This window comes from Macrococcus carouselicus, from assembly GCF_004359515.1.
GTDB lineage: Bacteria > Bacillota > Bacilli > Staphylococcales > Staphylococcaceae > Macrococcus > Macrococcus carouselicus.
Genome location: NZ_SCWD01000001.1, coordinates 751,848 through 769,356, shown reverse-complemented (window position 1 = coordinate 769,356; position 17,509 = coordinate 751,848). Strand labels below are relative to the sequence as shown.

21 protein-coding genes are annotated in these 17,509 nt (G+C 44.9%); 13 read left to right on the top strand and 8 right to left on the bottom strand.

What is annotated here, in order from left to right; genetic code table 11:
• Window positions 1-66 precede the first annotated feature (66 nt).
• On the top strand, window positions 67-1,470 hold the full coding sequence (gene gndA / locus ERX40_RS03830; protein ID WP_133417171.1) for an NADP-dependent phosphogluconate dehydrogenase: 1,404 nt from the start codon (window positions 67-69) through the stop codon (window positions 1,468-1,470).
• 48 nt (window positions 1,471-1,518) lie between these two features.
• On the opposite strand, the gene ERX40_RS03825 is transcribed toward gndA, so the two are convergent.
• The 4 genes from ERX40_RS03825 to zwf form a co-directional block, all read right to left on the bottom strand.
• Window positions 1,519-2,352 (bottom strand): helix-turn-helix domain-containing protein, encoded by an 834-nt coding sequence (locus tag ERX40_RS03825; protein ID WP_133417170.1) that lies wholly within the window; start codon window positions 2,350-2,352, stop codon window positions 1,519-1,521.
• A gap of 19 nt (window positions 2,353-2,371) precedes the next feature.
• Window positions 2,372-2,653, bottom strand: a complete 282-nt coding sequence (locus ERX40_RS11200) for a hypothetical protein (protein WP_165980649.1) — start codon at window positions 2,651-2,653, stop codon at window positions 2,372-2,374.
• Window positions 2,640-2,786, bottom strand: coding sequence for a hypothetical protein (locus ERX40_RS11195; RefSeq protein WP_165980648.1), 147 nt, complete (start codon window positions 2,784-2,786; stop codon window positions 2,640-2,642). Before ERX40_RS11195 ends, ERX40_RS11200 begins: the two co-directional genes overlap by 14 nt.
• Window positions 2,787-2,925: 139 nt before the next feature.
• Entirely contained in the window at window positions 2,926-4,404 is a 1,479-nt protein-coding gene (gene zwf, locus ERX40_RS03820; RefSeq protein WP_133417169.1) for a glucose-6-phosphate dehydrogenase, read from the bottom strand.
• A 108-nt stretch (window positions 4,405-4,512) separates the two neighbouring features.
• Between zwf and rnz the strand changes: the two genes are divergently transcribed.
• A complete protein-coding gene (rnz, locus tag ERX40_RS03815) occupies window positions 4,513-5,442 on the top strand; it encodes a ribonuclease Z (protein WP_133417168.1) in 930 nt (309 codons plus the stop codon).
• Between the two features lie 20 nt (window positions 5,443-5,462).
• The gene (locus ERX40_RS03810; RefSeq protein ID WP_133417167.1) at window positions 5,463-5,942 is read left to right on the top strand and encodes a universal stress protein; all 480 of its coding nucleotides are present in this window, start codon (window positions 5,463-5,465) and stop codon (window positions 5,940-5,942) included.
• Window positions 5,943-5,974: 32 nt separating this feature from the next.
• Here the strand turns inward: ERX40_RS03810 and proC are convergent, their stop codons facing one another.
• Window positions 5,975-6,778, bottom strand: a complete 804-nt coding sequence (gene proC, locus ERX40_RS03805; protein WP_133417166.1) for a pyrroline-5-carboxylate reductase — start codon at window positions 6,776-6,778, stop codon at window positions 5,975-5,977.
• 80 nt (window positions 6,779-6,858) lie between these two features.
• On the opposite strand from proC, the gene ERX40_RS03800 reads away from it, so the two are divergent.
• A complete protein-coding gene (locus ERX40_RS03800) occupies window positions 6,859-7,623 on the top strand; it encodes an SDR family NAD(P)-dependent oxidoreductase (protein ID WP_133417165.1) in 765 nt (254 codons plus the stop codon).
• Here ERX40_RS03800 and ERX40_RS03795 read toward each other — a convergent pair whose 3' ends face one another.
• Both ERX40_RS03795 and ERX40_RS03790 read right to left on the bottom strand, forming a co-directional pair.
• Complete coding sequence (locus ERX40_RS03795; protein ID WP_133417164.1) at window positions 7,624-8,550, bottom strand: alpha/beta hydrolase; 927 nt, start codon at window positions 8,548-8,550, stop codon at window positions 7,624-7,626.
• A complete protein-coding gene (locus ERX40_RS03790; protein WP_243712904.1) occupies window positions 8,547-9,434 on the bottom strand; it encodes an aldo/keto reductase in 888 nt (295 codons plus the stop codon). Before ERX40_RS03790 ends, ERX40_RS03795 begins: the two co-directional genes overlap by 4 nt.
• Before the next feature lie 62 nt (window positions 9,435-9,496).
• Here ERX40_RS03790 and ERX40_RS03785 point away from each other — a divergent pair, with 62 nt between their 5' ends.
• The 3 genes from ERX40_RS03785 to xerD all read left to right on the top strand — a co-directional run bounded on the left by ERX40_RS03785 (window position 9,497) and on the right by xerD (window position 11,510).
• Window positions 9,497-10,039: an NUDIX hydrolase gene (locus ERX40_RS03785; RefSeq protein ID WP_133417162.1), complete on the top strand. Its 543-nt coding sequence runs from the start codon at window positions 9,497-9,499 to the stop codon at window positions 10,037-10,039.
• A gap of 77 nt (window positions 10,040-10,116) precedes the next feature.
• Window positions 10,117-10,554, top strand: coding sequence for a ferric iron uptake transcriptional regulator (gene fur, locus ERX40_RS03780; protein WP_133417161.1), 438 nt, complete (start codon window positions 10,117-10,119; stop codon window positions 10,552-10,554).
• 68 nt (window positions 10,555-10,622) lie between these two features.
• A complete protein-coding gene (gene xerD, locus ERX40_RS03775; RefSeq protein WP_133417160.1) occupies window positions 10,623-11,510 on the top strand; it encodes a site-specific tyrosine recombinase XerD in 888 nt (295 codons plus the stop codon).
• Between the two features lie 38 nt (window positions 11,511-11,548).
• Here the strand turns inward: xerD and ERX40_RS03770 are convergent, their stop codons facing one another.
• On the bottom strand, window positions 11,549-12,061 hold the full coding sequence (locus ERX40_RS03770; RefSeq protein ID WP_165980647.1) for a DUF309 domain-containing protein: 513 nt from the start codon (window positions 12,059-12,061) through the stop codon (window positions 11,549-11,551).
• Between the two features lie 27 nt (window positions 12,062-12,088).
• Between ERX40_RS03770 and ERX40_RS03765 the strand changes: the two genes are divergently transcribed.
• The 6 genes from ERX40_RS03765 to ccsB all read left to right on the top strand — a co-directional run bounded on the left by ERX40_RS03765 (window position 12,089) and on the right by ccsB (window position 17,507).
• Entirely contained in the window at window positions 12,089-12,790 is a 702-nt protein-coding gene (locus ERX40_RS03765; protein ID WP_133417158.1) for a segregation and condensation protein A, read from the top strand.
• A gap of 1 nt (window position 12,791) precedes the next feature.
• Window positions 12,792-13,328 carry an SMC-Scp complex subunit ScpB gene (gene scpB / locus ERX40_RS03760; RefSeq protein WP_133417157.1) on the top strand — a complete coding sequence of 179 codons (537 nt, stop codon included), beginning with the start codon at window positions 12,792-12,794 and terminating at the stop codon, window positions 13,326-13,328.
• Window position 13,329: 1 nt separating this feature from the next.
• Window positions 13,330-14,067 carry a pseudouridine synthase gene (locus ERX40_RS03755; RefSeq protein WP_133417156.1) on the top strand — a complete coding sequence of 246 codons (738 nt, stop codon included), beginning with the start codon at window positions 13,330-13,332 and terminating at the stop codon, window positions 14,065-14,067.
• Window positions 14,068-14,144: 77 nt separating this feature from the next.
• Window positions 14,145-14,678 (top strand): thiol-disulfide oxidoreductase ResA, encoded by a 534-nt coding sequence (gene resA, locus ERX40_RS03750; protein ID WP_133417155.1) that lies wholly within the window; start codon window positions 14,145-14,147, stop codon window positions 14,676-14,678.
• 13 nt (window positions 14,679-14,691) lie between these two features.
• Entirely contained in the window at window positions 14,692-16,308 is a 1,617-nt protein-coding gene (resB, locus tag ERX40_RS03745; RefSeq protein WP_133417154.1) for a cytochrome c biogenesis protein ResB, read from the top strand.
• Window positions 16,305-17,507, top strand: coding sequence for a c-type cytochrome biogenesis protein CcsB (gene ccsB / locus ERX40_RS03740; RefSeq protein ID WP_133417153.1), 1,203 nt, complete (start codon window positions 16,305-16,307; stop codon window positions 17,505-17,507). The genes resB and ccsB overlap by 4 nt, the downstream gene beginning before the upstream one ends.
• Window positions 17,508-17,509: the final 2 nt, after the last annotated feature.

Genomic DNA, 17,509 nt, shown 5'->3' with positions numbered 1-17,509 from the left:
GGGAATTCTTTTCTTCTTTTACTATGTTATAATAATGGGGTAAATTATTAAGAAAGAGGTATCCAAATGACGAAACAGCAGATCGGTGTCATCGGACTTGCCGTAATGGGTAAGAATCTGGCATGGAATATTGAATCAAGAGGTTATACAGTCTCTGTATTTAACCGCTCACCACAGAAGACAGAAGAAATGGCCGCTGAGTCGCAAGGGAAAAATATTTTTCCGACTTATTCATTAGAGGATTTTGTTGAAAGCCTGGAGGTCCCTCGTCGTATTCTGATGATGGTAAAAGCGGGTGAAGCGACTGATCATACGATTGAAAGTCTGCTTCCACTGCTTGAAGAAGGAGATATCCTGATTGACGGTGGTAATACGAACTACAATGATACAATCCGCCGTAATCTCTATTTATCTGAAAAAGGTCTGAACTTCATCGGAACAGGCGTCTCAGGTGGAGAAGAAGGGGCGCTTCACGGTCCCTCAATCATGCCGGGCGGCCAGAAGGAAGCCTATGAGCTTGTTAAACCGATCCTGGAGGATATCGCAGCGAAGGCACACGATGGTAAGCCTTGTGTGACTTATATCGGTCCGGATGGTGCGGGTCATTATGTCAAGATGGTGCATAATGGTATCGAGTACGCTGATATGCAGCTCATCGCTGAAAGCTATAACCTGATGAAGAATGTGCTGAAGATGCCTCATGATGAGATCGCGGACACATTTGCCGAATGGAATAAGGGGGAGCTGGACTCTTATTTAATCGAGATCACTGCCGATATCTTCCGTAAGATGGATGAAGACGGCACGCCGCTCGTTGAGAAAGTGATGGATAAGGCCGGTCAGAAGGGGACAGGGAAATGGACTTCCATCAACGCGCTTGACTTGGGTATCCCGCTGACGATTATCACAGAGTCAGTGTTCGCGCGTTTTATCTCTGCTCAGAAAGAGGAACGTGTTGCAGCGTCCAAAGCGTTTGATGCACATGAGTATGAATTTAAAGGTGACAAAAAAGAATTTCTTGAACAGATCAGACAGGCGCTATATATGAGCAAGATCTGTAGTTACGCTCAAGGATTCAGTCAGATGAAAGTTGCAAGTGAAATCAATAACTGGAATCTGCATCTTGGAGAACTCGCCATGATATGGCGTGAAGGCTGTATCATCCGTGCGCAGTTCCTGCAGAAAATCAAGGATGCATATGATCAAAATACTGAACTTCAGAACCTCCTTCTTGACCCGTATTTCAACGGGATTGTATCAGAATACAACGGTGCACTCCGCAAGGTGACAGGCACTGCAATCGAAGCGGGTTTCCCGGTTCCTTCATTTGCTGCAGCGATCACTTACTTTGACAGCTACCGGGCAAAGGACCTTCCTGCCAATCTGATTCAGGCACAGCGTGATTATTTTGGTGCGCACACTTATGAACGTAAGGATAAAGAAGGTATCTTCCATACAGAATGGAAATAGCCGGACGTAAAAAAGCTGAACCTTGTAGACTGCAAGGTTCAGCTTTTTTTATTCTATTGGCAGATAGAATGAAATCTTATTGTCGAAACTATTAAAATCAAGTGGAAGATTCAGCTGCGCAATATAATAATCGTTTTTCCTGTAATCCAGCATGACTGATATCTGTTGTTCAATAGACTGCCAGATTTCATTGAAAATATAATCAAGATGTCCGCGTTTCTTAAATACAGCAAACTTGGTATGGTGCAGATGCTCTGTTTCAAGAAGTGTTTTTTCATCACTTGCTACACCGACGAACAGTTCAAGACCATATGGATGAGGATGGACCACTAAATAAAGAGGACCATCTCCTTGTTCAGCAAGCTCGGCCAGCTTACCTTCTTCGTAGTGATCCAGCAGAAGATCAGCAATCAGGAAGTGATTGTAGAGCGCTTTACTGGCAATCTGTGTACGGTGACCGATGAGACGCGATTGTACTTTCGATTCAATCATATAAGAGAGAGGTGGTTCTTCTGTCACAGCAAGCTTCACGTAGAGACGATTGAGCTGCTTCAGTTGCTGACGGTGCGTACGTGCCTGCAGTGGTGACAGACCGTGATAGTCTCTGAAGGCGTCGTTGAAAGCGGCAGCATCTGCATAGCCGTATTTAGCGGCGATCTCCAGCAGACTTACTTTGCCTGCTATCAGGTCTGCGGCGGCTTCAGATAAACGGCGTCTTGTGAGATATTCTTCAATGTTCATGCCTGTTATCATCGTGAAGGTCTGATTCAGATGAAATGGAGTCTCACCGATATGTCGGGCAAGAGTATCAAGTTGTATGTCCATCAGCAGATTATCCTCAAGATAGACAATCGTCTGCTGAATCATTTTAAGAGATTCCATAATGCCTCGTTTCTAGATTTTAGCCAATCTGATAGATAATGATGACGTCGTCAGGGTCATTCTGATAATCTTTCAGTTCAATGCGATGCACTTCTTTAAAAAGCCCGAACTGATTCAGAATGTCAGTATATTCATGCTTTGCATAATATAATATCACAAACGCACGTCTTTTGTACGGATAAGCTGATAAGAAACAATGGATGACAGACCTGAAAATCTCAGCTGAGCAAGGATTGAAAAAAAGAATGGATTCTCTGCCGCTGAACTTGTAATCCAGAACATTCAGATTATATACAGTCACGATGAAGCGAGAGCTGGAAAGTGACGGGCATAATAACGTCTTTCTCTCTGCTCTCCATATCCAGTGCCTTATTCAGCTCAATGCCTGAGACGGGTATACCTAACGCAAAGTGCATGACAATCGGCATGCGCATCAGACCGGAGCCGAAATCGATAAAGTGATCGTGACTGAGGACAGGGAAATGAGGGTCATCTATTGATATTCAGATCTTCATCCGGATATCATTCTTCCCCTTTAAAAAACCTCTTCTGAAGTTCAGAAGAGGTTGAGACTTAAAAATTCCACCAGTGCAGATTATCCCGGTTCAGCAGCAGATCACTTTTGATCGGTCCGTATGAACCTGCCTGATAGTTAGGAAACGGGGCGGGATGCTCGCGCCAGTACTGATCGACAGTATCGACATAGCTCCATGTCGCTTTTAGTTCTTCCCAATGTGTAAAATTAGTCGCATCACCTTTCAGACAATCATAGATAAGACCTTCATATGCATCCACTGTATTCATCTTATCCTGTGCTGTCAGTGCATAGGACAGCTTGACGGGCTCCGTATCAATGCCTTCAATATATTTTCTGGCATTCAGATGAAGCTCGATTCCTTCGTTCGGCTGAATATTGATGATAAGTAGATTGGAATCCAGTTTCTGATCACGCTTATAGTAAAGGTTCATCGGTACTTCCTTGAATTCTACGACGACACGGATTTCCTTTTTCTTCATGCGTTTACCTGTACGGATATAGAAAGGAACACCGGCCCAGCGGAAGTTATCAATCATGACTTTAGCAGCGACAAAAGTAGGCGTATTGGAATCAGGGTCTACGTTCTCCTCGTCCCGGTATTTCGGAACTGTCCCGTCATTGACGATGCCTTTGTCATATTGCCCTCGGACAAAATAGTTACGTACTTCTGACGGTTTCACTTGTCTGATAGAACGCAGGGCCTTCACTTTTTCGTTTCGGATATCGTCAGATTCAAGTGAAATGGGCGGCTCCATAGCAAGCAAGGAAACAATCTGCAGCATGTGGTTCTGCACCATATCTTTTAAGGCGCCACTATTTTCGTAGTAACCACCGCGATCTTCTACACCGAGCGTTTCTGAAGAAGTGACCTGAATATTAGAGATATACTTATTGTTCCAGAGCGGTTCGAACATCGCATTGCTGAAACGGAGAATCTCAATGTTCTGCACCATGTCCTTACCGAGATAATGGTCGATACGATAGATTTCCTCTTCTTTGAATGAACGTGTGATCTGGGCATTAAGTGCTTCAGCTGATTTGAGATCTGTACCGAATGGTTTTTCGATGATCAGTCGGGTAAACCCTTTCGTATCTGTCAGTCCGCTTTCCTTCAGGGAATCCGTGACGATGCCGAAAAACTCAGGTGCCATCGCCAGATAGAAAAGACGATTACCTGCCAGCTGGTAGTCATTGTCCAGCTGGTCCGCCAGTTTCAATAGATTCTGATAGCTCTCAATATTATTAACGTCATGGGATTGATAGTAGACGTGTGTCATAAAATCATCAATACGTGCTGTATCCTTCACGTGTTTCGTTATTGAAGCTTTGATCTCTTCTCTGAATTTCTCATTATCCCAGTCTCTGCGTCCGATACCGATAATGGCGATATGGTCATTCAGATTACCTTGCTGAAAGAGATGAAATAGTGAAGGGAATAACTTGCGGTGACTTAAATCTCCAGTAGCACCAAAAATTGTAATGAGACAGGGAATATTCTGCTTTTCAATATCCATCTACGGGACCTCGATTCGTTTAAATTCTTTATTATTTTTTCACACAATGACTTAAAACACAATTAAAACATGCTATAATATCATGACAAATTAAGTAGGTGAACAAAGTTGGAAATCACATTTCTCGGGACAAGTGCAGGCTTGCCCACTAAAGAACGTAATACACAGGCGACAGTGCTCAGTCTGAATCCACTGCTGAATGAATACTGGCTGTTCGATGCAGGGGAAGCGGTTCAGCACCAGATTCTCCACACAAGAATCAAACTAGGCAAACTGAGCGCTATCTTTATCACGCATATGCATGGTGATCATCTTTTCGGTCTGCCGGGTCTTCTGTCGTCCAGGAGTTTTCAGGGCGGTGAGAATAAGCCGCTGACGGTATACGGACCTGTCGGCATCAAATCCTTTATTGAGACGACCTTATCATTATCGGCGTCGCATCTGAACTATCCCCTTGAAGTCATTGAAGTGGAGGATTCTGACTGCTTTGAACGTCATGATATTCGGATTAAGGTAGGTCTGCTGTCTCATGGCGTTCCTTCTTACGGCTACAGACTCGAGTTTCCGGACCAGGAGGGCAGGCTCCTACAGGAGAAACTGGTCGCTGAAGGCATAGCGCCGGGTCCTGTCTACCGGGAATTCAAATCTCAGGACACCGTATATTACGGCGGCAAGGTGTATGACGCTAGCACGTACAGGGCAGAACAGATTCCGGGTAAGATCATTACTTTCTTCGGTGACACGATGCCGTCAATTAATGAGGAGAAGTTAGCGGCTGACGCTGATATCATCGTCCACGAAAGTACGTATCTTGAAGGAGATCTTGGACTGAGTCATCAGTATCATCACAGTCATATCAATGATGTCATCAAACTTGCTGAACGCTGTCAAGTCAAACTGACCCTGATCAACCATGTCAGCAACAGATACCATCAGCAGGATATTCAGCTGCTGGAAGCGCGTATCAGAAGAGAGGCACCAGACTTTAATTTCCGGATTGCACGTGATTTTTTGAGTGTTTCCGTGAATATGGTATGATGAGTAAAAAGGAGATTGAGATGTTGAGCTATGACCGGGTTTTAATTGCAGTGGATGGATCACGTGATGCAGAGTGGGCATTCAATAAAGCGGTAGAAACAGCTAAGAGAAATGAGGCCGCTCTTTACGTCGTCCATATCATTGATGGCAGAAGTTATGCCGATATCATGACAGAGGACAGACCTGATATAGGAGAAGCAGAGTCATACAGTCAGAAGCTGCTTGCAGGATACAAGGAGCTGGCTGTCAGTTCTGGTTTGTCAGATATTGAAGTAATCAGTGATGTGGGGTCGCCTGATATATTGATTCCTAAGAAGATTGCAGTAGAAGTGGCGGCAGATCTTATCATCTGCGGTTCAGAGGGCATGAATGCTGTTGAACGGTTTATTCTGGGTTCTACTTCTGAATCGATTGTGAGACATGCGAAATGTGATGTACTGGTCGTCCGTACGGAAACAGTACCCGATGATTTTGAGCCGATAGTCGCTGTCCATCAATAGAAAAACACCTGAAAATGATTCAGGTGTTTTTCTTATTCTGATAATTCTTTACTGCGTTTGATGGCTTCTTCCAGACAATCGGTGAAAATAGCCTCCACAGGGTATTTCTTCAGTGCATCCAGGCCGGCTTTTGTCGTCCCACCTTTGGAGGTGATGTTCTCGCGCAGCTGCTCTATTCCAAGTTCACTTGCCTCAAGCATGTGTCCTGTCCCGATGATCAGATTTCTGACGGCAGCATCAACGTGCTCTTTTTCCAGTCCCATCTTCAACGCTGCCTTGATGTACTGTTCATACATATAATAGAGGAAAGCAGGCCCGCTGCCAGTGATAGCTGTGACCTGATGGAGTTTTTCCTCTTCAACCTCAAGCGCAGTTCCAAAGGAACTCAGGATTTTGAAGAGCTCTGTCTTATGGCCTGCATCAAAGGTATCAGAGAAAGTAATACCAGTGACGGATTGCTGGACCTGCGCGTTAGTGTTCGGCATAATGCGCGCAATCGGATTTTGTGTCTGCAGTCTAGTTTTAATCTGGTTGAGGGAGACACCGGCCATAATTGAAATAAAGTGATTGCCGGGCTGCACTTTATCTCTGATTCGTTCGGCAAGCGAATCGAAGTCATCAGGTTTAGTCGCTAAAAAGACGTAATCAGCATCTGTCAGCAGTTCAATATCATCATAGCTGTAATTGACATTCAGTCTCTCCTGATAATTCTGCAGCTGATTCTCACTGGAACGATTAGTCAGGTAGATATCATGACTGTTCAGCAGACTGCTGCTGATCAGCCCCTCAAAAATAGCGCTCGCCATATTACCAGCCCCGTAAAATACAATTTTCATCACATTGCTCCTCCAAGTGTTTTTAATATCGTCACTACTAGTGTAACATTGAACTAAAACGAGTAAAAGAGGGGATAAAAATGATCGGAAAAAAATATATCCTGACTGGCGGTACAGGAGGGCTCGGACAGTCGCTGCTGAGTGAACTGATTGGCAGGGGAGCAACCGTCCTGGTTCTCGGCCGAAATGAGAGGAAGCTTAAGGTGCTGCAGGAACTATATCCGCAGCAGCTTGAAGTCTACCTGATTGCGCTGGATGATCTTCCTGCTGTCAGAGGTCTGGCTGCTTCACTTATCAATAAAGGTGAGACATATGATGGCATCATCAATAATGCCGGTTACGGCTACTTCAAATCCTTTGCTGATCACTCGGCAGATGAAATTGTGGCGATGATGAATGTGAATGTCACGCACCCGGCAGTTCTGCTGAAAGAACTGATACCCTTAGTGAGACCGGGTGCTTCTGTTGTCAATATCGTCTCGCAGTCCGCCCGCGTTGCAACACCGTTCGGCTCGGTATATGCGGCATCAAAAGCGGCGCTGCTCAGTCTGAGCAATGCGCTTCGTCTTGAGTATCCTGACCTGCATGTGATGACAGTCAGTACCGGCCCGGTGGAAACGGATTTCTTCAGCCGTGCTGATGTCAGCGGTCATTACAGTGAAAAAACAAAAAGCATCCAGCTGGACTGTGACTCACTTGCTGCTCAGATCGTCCAGGCAATAGCGGACAAGAAGAATGAAGTGAACAGACCTCGCTGGATGCATCATAGCCTGACACTTTATCAAATCGCACCGCGTGCGATAGAAAAGCTGTTCAGACCTCTCTTCTTATCAAAGCATGACTAACTAGCTTTCTGGCAGCAGATTGAACTCTGTCAGAAAGTTCTTCACTTTTTTACGGTAGGTGACAGGGTTGACATTGTAGCTTGACGCATGACCGCCGTATTCAGGATACCATTTTCTTTTCGGGCCCTGTTTCTTATTATAGAGATCGACGGAGTGCGTGTACGGGATAAACGTGTCCGGTTTTGAATGAATGAAAAGAACAGGCTGCTCAATGTTCTGGATGACCTTGATAGGCGATACAGCATACAGTGAGAACCTGGAACGTATTCTGAGGAACAGATTGATGAACTTCAGCAGAAAGCCTGAACCGATCTGCAGTCTCTGGCCGATGATATGGGTCAGTACACGTTCAAATGACGCGAAGGAGCAGTCAGAGATATAGAAATCTGCTTCGTTAGCCAGTTCACCGGCATAGAGCAGCATCGTCGCAGCACCCATCGACTCGCCGTGCACACCGAACGTCATATCGAAGCCGTATGTTTCCTTCATATAACTGATGACGGATTCAAGGTCATGTTTCTCAAAATAACCATACGTTGAAAATCTGCCGCCGCTTGAACCATGCCTGCGGTGATCGAAAATCACACCGTTATAACCGAGATCCATAAAAAGATTCATATATTTAATTGAGGTGATGCTGTTCTCTGTGACGCCGTGACAGAAAATCATCCAGTGATTATGGGGATATTTCCTGATGATCTCAGCATTGATATGGTAGCCGTTTTTGGAGCTGATGTACACTTTTTTCGGATTAAGGGCCTGATGGGCTTTTTCATCGAGACGTTTCGCTTTTATTTCGCGCCGGCGGATGACGTCTACATCCCGCATCCTGAAGTTAAGGATATAGTTACTGCCGATCGCGCCTGATGTCACCAGTCCGAGCGTGATAAGGGCAGAACCCAGGACTGCCACATCTTTCAGTTTCATAGATGATCCTCGTAGTTGATGCTGTGGAAGCGGTCACGACTATGCGTATGGTAGTCCACCTGCTGATAGGCGTCTATGTTTGATGTCAGCTGTTCAACGGAGCTCGCACCCGCGACAATGGATGCGACAGGCTGTTCCAGTAAGTAATTCATTGTGCTCACAGTAAGAGGTTCCTGAACTTGAGATAATGTCGTATTCAGTTCTTCCACGGAATAGTCAAATAGACCCTCCTTAAATTTCTTTGGCAGTACGTCCTGGTACTGTTCAGTCAGAAGACCTTTCATCACAGGTCCGCGCGCCAGAATTCTGACGTCGCGTGCTGCAATTTCCTCGGTGAGCATTTCCGGCCGGTTATCCAGCAGGTTGAACTGCATCATCACCACATCAATATCACTGTAGTCGAGATAGAAGCGAATGACATTCGGCCGGATGGAGCTGATGCCGTAAGCTCTGATCAGTCCTTCACGTTTCAGAATATTGAATGCCTCGATCGTCTCTTCTTTATTATCCTCGATCATGCCGCCGTGCAGCATGTAGAGGTCCAGGTAATCAGTGCCGAGCCGCTGTAAGCTGTCCTTGACACTTTCCATGATATGTTCACGTGATGGATTCCATCTGACTTCATCAGACCCTCTGAAGAACTCGTTACCTACTTTTGAGCCGATCATCACATCGTGACGATGTCCATTCTCCTTGAAGAAGCGGCCAAGAAGCGTTTCATTCTCCCCTTTATTATAGAGGTCTGCTGTATCAAAATAGCTTATTTCAGAGTCCAGTGCAGTGCTTAGAATATTTTTAGCTTCCGGGTAATCAAGCGGCAGGTTCATACAGCCCAGGCTGAGTTCAGAAAACTTAAGTCCGCTTTTAGTCGTGCGATGATTCACATGAATCCCTCCTAGTGGTATATTAGTATTAGTTTAACACGGACAGAAAAGAGGGCAAAACAATGTCATTTGAAGAAAAAACAATTTCTATAGAGACCATTTATCAAGGCCGCATGCTGAAGCTTGAGAAACAGACAGTTGAACTGCCGAACGGCAGACAGACGACGCGTGAAGTCGTGAAGCATCCTGGCGCTGTAGCGATACTTGCTGTAAAAGATGATCAGATACTGCTGATTAAACAGTTCCGTAAAGCAATGGACGAAACACTGATAGAAGTGCCTGCCGGTAAAGTTGAAGCAGGCGAAGAGCGAATGACTACAGCGCGTCGTGAACTGATTGAGGAGACTGGCCTTCAGGCAGAAAGCATGACCCTGCTACATGAATTTTATGTTTCACCCGGTTTCTGTGATGAACTCATCTCATTATACCGTGCAGAAAATTTAAGTGAATCTGATGCGTTCTCTGCAGATGACGATGAATTTATCGAGCTTCAGTGGCTGCCATTCAAAGAAATTACCGCTTTGCTTGCTTCAGGACAGGTAAGGGATGCTAAAACTATTCTGGCGCTTCAGACCGTGCTTCTTGATTGTAATGATTCTAATTAAAAGAAAGTGAGAGTTGCATTGTTCGCTGATTATTGCTATTTTATTAATATAAATTGCCCGTCAGGAGTAGGTGAACTATGCAGGAAAGAATCAATAGAATCAAAGACCAGCTTCATGCTGCTTCCTATAAATTGACACCTCAACGTGAATCTACTGTGCGGGTCTTGCTGGAAAATGAAGCGGATCATTTAAGTGCTGAGGATGTGTTCCTCAAAGTAAGAGAGTCTTCACCTGAAATAGGTCTTGCGACTGTCTACCGGACACTGGAGCTGCTGGCAGAACTGAAAGTCGTGGATAAAATTAATTTTGGTGACGGCGTCGCTAGATTTGATCTCCGAAAAGAAGGTGCGGAACATTTCCATCATCATTTAGTGTGCATGGAATGCGGCGCGGTAGATGAAATAGAGGAAGATCTGCTCGGTGAAGTAGAAAAGAAAGTAGAACGTGACTATCAATTTAAGATTATGGATCATCGTCTGACCTTTCACGGGATATGTCATCGATGTCAGAAGTAACCGCAGTGATTGCGGTTTTTTTATATGATTATAAAATGGTTATGGTAAACTTGAACAGAGGTGATCAAATGGATGATATTGTTGAGGAGTTTCTGCATTTTATCAAGATCGAAAAAGGGCTGAGCGATAATACGATAGCCGCCTATAGAAGAGACCTGACCGGCTATATGCAGTTTCTGAAAAAAGAGAAAATCGGGCATCTGGATAATGTCGAACGAATGACAATCGGCCTTTATCTCGGTGAACTGAAAGAACAGAATAAATCCCAGAAGACCATTGCCAGACAGACCGCTTCTATCAGAGGATTCCATCAGTTTGCGCTGCGTGAGAAATATGCGGTCAAGGATCCAAGTGTGATGGTTGAGCCGCCGAAAGTAGCGCAGCATCTGCCGGATGTGCTGAGCATACAGGAAGTGGACCAGTTTCTGCAGTCACCGGACACGTCCAAACTATTCGGCAGACGGGATCAGGCTATGCTGGAACTGTTATATGCGACCGGTATGCGTGTCAGCGAACTGATTAACCTTGATGTTGATGACGTGAATCTGATCATGGGCTATGTGCGAGTCTTCGGAAAAGGGAATAAGGAGCGGATTGTACCGCTCGGCACAAAGTCGATGGAAGTGCTCGATTACTATCTGAAGCATACACGACCTCGCATGCTGAAAAAAGAAGTGACAGACAGCCTGTTCCTCAATTTCCACGGGAGACGTATGACGCGGCAGGGCTTCTGGAAGATCATCAGACAGCTGAAAGAGGAAGCGGGCATCAAGAAGAAACTGACCCCCCATACACTCAGACATTCATTTGCCACGCACCTTCTTGAGAATGGTGCTGACTTAAGGGCAGTGCAGGAGATGCTCGGGCATGCTGATATTAGTACGACACAGCTTTATACACATATTTCCAAAAAACAGATCAGGGATGTCTACAAAAAGACACACCCGAGAGCATAGGAGGAACTATGGACAATAAATATTATACGCTTGCAGCTTTAGTCATTATGGCGCTTGCCTGGGGCATCATCTACTGGATGTTTATCGCGCATTGATTGCGCTCTGGCAGCGATAACCGCCTGACGGTCCCGTGTTTTGTGATAATGGATCCACCTTGCATCTGACTCAGACCGGACTTCAAAATCAGGATGACGTTTCTTGAGAGCAATCCGCATATCGTCTGTCAGCGGCAGAGATAAGGGTTCGTACTGTGTGGATGTCAGCTGTTCTGCCAGCAGGGATAGCACAGTTGTCTCCAGACCGGCTGACATAAGGTGCCCCTTCTTATTCTCCAGAATAGCATGGGCTTTTCTGAGACAGGTCTGTGCCCCTTTAATGTTACCGCGTCTCAGATGATACTGGCTTGTTGCCAGAAGAATCAGACCGACTTCGAGGTCATTTTTATGGTATTTCACCTTGTTTTTCCAGGCGTCCTCCATGATTTCATGACATTCGAAGTAATGTCTGGCGTGCAGAAAATAATAATAGTAATCCACATAATCATTTAACATAACAACACTCCCCGGAAAGGAAAATTTATGTACGAAGTGAAACTGGATGCATTTGAAGGTCCGCTTGACCTGCTGCTGCATCTCATCAAAAAACTTGAGATAGACATCTATGATATTTCGATGAAGCATCTGACAGAGCAGTACCTTCATTATATCAATTCCATGTCGAACTGGGATATCAATATACAGGCCGAGTATCTTGTGATGGCGAGTGAGCTGCTGCGCATCAAAAGCAGGATGCTTCTACCTGCTCCAGACGAAGCGGAAGAAGATCCGCGCGAGGAACTCGTCACCCAGCTGATTGAATATCAGAATTATAAATATTATGCGACCTTACTGAGTGAGAAAAGGAGCACGGCGAAAGAACATTTCATCAAGGCACCGAACGACCTTTCGCAATTTGAGAGAACTGAGGAACAGGAACTCGTGCTGAATATTACCGATCTTATTGCAGCATATGAAAAAGCGAAAAACAGAAGGAAACGGGTTGCACCTGTGACTGTGACGGTCAGTCGGGAGAACTATACGATTCAGCAGGCGTCAGATGCTATCACTGAAAAACTGCAGAAGGCCAGTGAAATACGTTTTACAGACCTATTTTATTTTTCTGAGACAAGGCATCAGCTTGTCACTTTATTCATGGCAATGCTTGAAATGATGAAAAATCAGCAGATTAAAGTCGAGCAGCAGCAGCTGTTCGGAGAAATTATGATCAGGAGGGGGGCTTAGGATGCCGGCAAAAATAGATATCATGACCGCCCTGCTATATGCTGCAGGAGATGAAGGTGTTGCGAGTGAAAGGGTTGAAAATCTACTCAATATCGACCATGATGAAGTGGAACAGCTTACTCAACTGTTTCATTCTGAAGTCTTTCAGATTAAAAAATATGGAATGAAGTGGTTTCTTGAACTGAAGGCCACCTATAACTCCTATATTGAGGAACTTGTCGTTCAGCAGACTGAGCGTAAGCTGACACAGGCTTCTATGGAGACGCTTGCGATTATTGCCTATAACCAGCCCGTAACGAGAAACGATGTAGAAAATTTGAGGGGCGTTCATTCAGACGGACCCGTCAGAACACTGATAGAAAGAGGTCTCGTCGCTGTCAGAACCGAAGACTCAAGAAGTCAGCAGCTTTATACGACTGATTATTTTCTGCAGGTGTTCGGCCTGTCCTCACTGGATGCATTACCTGAGGACAGCGATACAGAATCAAAAGAAGAGATGGATCTATTCTTTAAATCCCTCACAACAAAAGGAGAATAATATGTCAGAACAATTAGATCGATTACAGAAAGTCATCGCAAGAAGCGGTGTGACTTCAAGACGCAAAGCAGAAGCCCTTATCGAAGCAGGCAGAGTAACAGTCAACGGTGAGGTCGTCAAGACACTGGGCACGAAAGTAAAATCTTCCGATCATATCGAAGTAGAAGGTATCCCGCTTGAAAACCCGGATAAAGTCTATATTCTTTTTCACAAGCCCACTAAAGTCATCACAAGCGTATCAGACGATAAAGGAAGAACGGTTGTCACGGATTACTTCCCGCAGCTCCAGGAAAGAATATTCCCTGTCGGACGTCTTGACTATGAAACTTCCGGGCTGCTGCTTCTGACCAATGATGGAGAGTTCGCCAATCAGATGACGCATCCCCGCTATAAAATCAAGAAGAAATACGTGGCTAAGTTGAAAGGTTACCTGCTCCGTGAACAAGTGAAGCAGCTCGAAAAAGGGGTCATGCTTGATGATGGCAAGACTGCCCCGGCTGTCGTCAAAGTGAAAGCTCAGGACCGTGAGAAGAACACAACACTTGTTGAAATCACGATATCTGAAGGACGTAACCGCCAGGTCAGAAGGATGTTCGCTCATTTCGGCCATGAAGTCGTCAAACTTTCACGTGTAGAATACGGTCCTCTGAATTTAAAAGGAATCAATGCCGGAGATGCACGTGAACTAAGTCCGCACGAAGTAAAAACGATGAGAAACCTCGCTCAGAACCAGTCTTAAAATTCACATAGTTGCCACTAATACAAAAGGAACGAGTGCTATAATGGACATAACTATGGATGAAGTGAGGAGAAAAAATGAATAAACAATCAAAAAGAATCACGCAGTATATAGTGATGCTGCTGATTGCTCTGGCCATTGGTTTTATCGTCTATTCAACACTGACTAAAGATAAGAATAAAGAGGTGCAGGTTGGTGATGCGGCACCGAATTTCGAACTGCAGACGATGGACGGTAAAACGGTTAAACTGAGTGATTATAAAGGAAAAGGGCTTATCCTGAACTTCTGGGGGACCTGGTGTGAACCGTGTAAGCGTGAGATGCCTGCACTTAGTGATAACTACGACAAGTTCAAGGAAAAGGACGTCGAAGTGCTGGCGATTCATCTCAGAAATACGCCGCAGCAGGTCGAACAGTTTTTCAGTGGCCTGAAAGAGAAGGTCAATCTACCCGTGGCTTTCGATAATAACAATGAAGTAGCGGATGCTTTTGGTGTAGACCCGTTGCCGACGACTGTCGTTATCGATGAAGATGGAGAAATCAAAGCGATTCATAAAGGTGAAATGAACAGTGCGACAATCGGGAATTATATGACGAGTGTTGCACCGTAAGTGGGGTTGGAAAATGACTGAAAAGACAATCATCTGTACTTGTGGCCATCATAATCCGCCTGGTACGCAGCTCTGTCAGAACTGTGGCCGGCTGATCAATGATGACTATGATAAAAAGAAAACAACTGATATCATGCGATACGACGGTTCAGCTGTTCGTTCTAAAACGAAAAATAAAACACTGACTGATAAAATATGGAATTTCTTTTCTTCTGTTAAGACCGGAGTCACTTTGCTTGTCCTGACCATCCTTGCTGCAGCACTGGGTTCCATTATGCCACAGCAGTACTTTATTCCTGCAAATCAGGACCCTGCAACATTTTACCAGGAGAAATACGGCTCAATCGGCCTGCTGTATCATCAGCTGGGGATGGATAATCTCTATACATCATGGTGGTTTCTTATACTGCTTGGTCTGGTTGCCTTCTCGATTATTGCGGCAAGTATTGACAGAGGCGTGCCACTCTTTAAATCACTGCATAACCAGTCAGCGACGAAGCACCCGTCGTTTCTTAAGCGTCAGAGATTGACGGCAGAACTTACAGATGCCGATCTGGATAAAATGCAGCAATCTCTTGAACAGAAGCGCTATAAAGTAAAACGTGAAGGCAATGCACTGCTTGCTGAAAAAGGGCGTCTCAGCCGTTATGGCCCCTATATCAATCATCTTGGACTGATTATACTGCTGGTGGGCGGCATGCTGCGGTTTGTGCCTTCTCTCTACTATGATGACTCACTCGCTGTAAAGGAAGGCGATACAAGAGCGATTCCAGGAACAGATAAACAGTATTATATCCGTAACGATCAATTTATTCTTGAACATTATGATGCTGTATCCAAATCAAATACGGAATCGATGAAAGCGGATTCTGCTATGAACAAAGTTGCAAAGAACTATGAAACGAAACTGACTCTTTTTGAGAATACAAAAGATGCTGTACCGGGAGCTGAGCCTGAACTGAAAGAACTGGAGAAGGGCAGCATCCGCGTCAATCATCCCTTTAAAATCGATCATTATGAACTCTATCAGAACAGTTACGATCAGAGCCTGCTGAAATCGATGACTTTTAAAGTGGTTGACATTAAAACGGATGAAGAAGTAGGGAAGCATTTTACAGTTGATCTCGATGAACCGGCTGACAGCTACAAAGTAGACGACAATCTTGAGGTCAATCTTCGCAACTATGCGCCGGACTTTGATAAAGTGGAAGCAAGTGGGACACTCGCAACAAAAACACCGAATACTGTCAACCCGGCATTTGTCTTTGAAGTCGATAAGCAGAACCAGAAACCGGAATACAGTCTGATCAAGATCCGGTCATCCCAGGACATTACGCCTGATAATCGTTATGCCATTAAGTTTGTCAGCGCAACCAATCATACGATGACTTATCTGAATGTCAAAAAAGATCTGACACTGCCGGTGCTTTTTGTCGGCTTTATCATATTTCTGACAGGTCTTGCAGTAGGTTCTTACCTTAACCACCGCAGAATCTGGATCAACGATTCTAAACTGGCGGCACACACGAACAAAAATTATTTTGGTCTGAAAAAAGAACTCAATACGGTTCTGGCTGAAAATAATCAGTCAGAGGTTTATGATAAGTACGAAGCGGAGGAAAAAGAATGAACCAGGAAACATTGCTGAATATCAGCAGCACGTCACTCTATGCAGCCTTTATTCTTTATTTAATAGCCATACTGCCTTTTTCGGCAAGTATTAAAGCTAAGAGCAGTCGTTACGAAAGAATAGGCATTGTTTTAACAGCAGTTGGTTTTGTCATGCAGCTCGTCTACTTCATCACGCGCTGGCTGGCGGCCGGTCATGCACCGGTCAGCAATATGTATGAATTCCTGACGATGTTCGGCATCATGATGGTGGGCGGATTCCTGGTCATCAATGCCATCTACCATACACCTGTTCTGGCATTGTTCTCATTGCCGACCGCGATGCTTGTTATTGTTTATGCAAGTATGTTCTCACGTGATGTAAGTCCACTGATCCCTGCTTTGCAGAGTAACTGGCTGGCGATTCATGTGATTACTGTAACGATTTCCTATGGTATCCTATCTGTCAGTTCAGTTGCAGGACTTATTTATCTGCTCCGCTATGTCGATGCAAAAGAGAGATCCAAAGATGCATTCTGGCTTGAAGTCGTGATGTATTTCATTGTCCTCGTCATCGCGTTTATTCTGACGACCGTTGTGATGAAAGGCATTGTCCATTATGATGATCAGTATTTCTATGTCGATAAAAATGGAAACAATGCAGTTTCGCACTATCATTTACCTGCATTGATCACATTTAAGGATGCAGTTCCTGTCGTGTCTGAAGGTGATAACAATTATCGCGAAGTCAAACGTTTCTCGACAGGCCTTGAAGTCCCACCTGTACTGAATGCACAGAAACTGACTACTGTGCTCTGGTCGATCATTGTCGGCACGATACTCTATGCATTAGTCAGACTGATTTCCAGAAGAACGATCTTCTCGATGGTCAAGCCACTTACTAACAAAGTATCGCTCCAGCTGATGGACGAAATCAGTTATCGCTCCGTTATCATCGGTTTCCCGCTGTTTGCGCTCGGTGGTCTGCTGTTTGCAAGTATATGGGCACAGATAGCCTGGAGCAGGTTCTGGGGCTGGGATCCGAAAGAGGTCTGGGCCCTGGTCACGTTCCTGTTCTATGCCGTGTTCCTGCACTTAAGACTCGGCCGCGGCTGGGAAGGCAAGAAATCAGCATGGCTTGCTGTAGTAGGGCTCGCTATCATATTATTTAATGTGATCGCTGTTAACCTGATTATTGCCGGCTTACACTCTTACGCTTAGGG

What these genes read in the sequence shown, in the direction of transcription:
- gndA (WP_133417171.1), top strand. Translation starts at nt 67, where the DNA reads ATGACGAAACAGCAGATCGGTGTCATCGGACTTGCCGTAATGGGTAAG.
- ERX40_RS03825 (WP_133417170.1), bottom strand. Translation starts at nt 2,352, where the DNA reads ATGGAATCTCTTAAAATGATTCAGCAGACGATTGTCTATCTTGAGGAT.
- ERX40_RS11195 (WP_165980648.1), bottom strand. Translation starts at nt 2,786, where the DNA reads ATGCGCATGCCGATTGTCATGCACTTTGCGTTAGGTATACCCGTCTCA.
- zwf (WP_133417169.1), bottom strand. Translation starts at nt 4,404, where the DNA reads ATGGATATTGAAAAGCAGAATATTCCCTGTCTCATTACAATTTTTGGT.
- ERX40_RS03810 (WP_133417167.1), top strand. Translation starts at nt 5,463, where the DNA reads ATGTTGAGCTATGACCGGGTTTTAATTGCAGTGGATGGATCACGTGAT.
- proC (WP_133417166.1), bottom strand. Translation starts at nt 6,778, where the DNA reads ATGAAAATTGTATTTTACGGGGCTGGTAATATGGCGAGCGCTATTTTT.
- ERX40_RS03800 (WP_133417165.1), top strand. Translation starts at nt 6,859, where the DNA reads ATGATCGGAAAAAAATATATCCTGACTGGCGGTACAGGAGGGCTCGGA.
- ERX40_RS03795 (WP_133417164.1), bottom strand. Translation starts at nt 8,550, where the DNA reads ATGAAACTGAAAGATGTGGCAGTCCTGGGTTCTGCCCTTATCACGCTC.
- ERX40_RS03785 (WP_133417162.1), top strand. Translation starts at nt 9,497, where the DNA reads ATGTCATTTGAAGAAAAAACAATTTCTATAGAGACCATTTATCAAGGC.
- fur (WP_133417161.1), top strand. Translation starts at nt 10,117, where the DNA reads ATGCAGGAAAGAATCAATAGAATCAAAGACCAGCTTCATGCTGCTTCC.
- xerD (WP_133417160.1), top strand. Translation starts at nt 10,623, where the DNA reads ATGGATGATATTGTTGAGGAGTTTCTGCATTTTATCAAGATCGAAAAA.
- ERX40_RS03770 (WP_165980647.1), bottom strand. Translation starts at nt 12,061, where the DNA reads ATGTTAAATGATTATGTGGATTACTATTATTATTTTCTGCACGCCAGA.
- ERX40_RS03765 (WP_133417158.1), top strand. Translation starts at nt 12,089, where the DNA reads ATGTACGAAGTGAAACTGGATGCATTTGAAGGTCCGCTTGACCTGCTG.
- scpB (WP_133417157.1), top strand. Translation starts at nt 12,792, where the DNA reads ATGCCGGCAAAAATAGATATCATGACCGCCCTGCTATATGCTGCAGGA.
- ERX40_RS03755 (WP_133417156.1), top strand. Translation starts at nt 13,330, where the DNA reads ATGTCAGAACAATTAGATCGATTACAGAAAGTCATCGCAAGAAGCGGT.
- resA (WP_133417155.1), top strand. Translation starts at nt 14,145, where the DNA reads ATGAATAAACAATCAAAAAGAATCACGCAGTATATAGTGATGCTGCTG.
- resB (WP_133417154.1), top strand. Translation starts at nt 14,692, where the DNA reads ATGACTGAAAAGACAATCATCTGTACTTGTGGCCATCATAATCCGCCT.
- ccsB (WP_133417153.1), top strand. Translation starts at nt 16,305, where the DNA reads ATGAACCAGGAAACATTGCTGAATATCAGCAGCACGTCACTCTATGCA.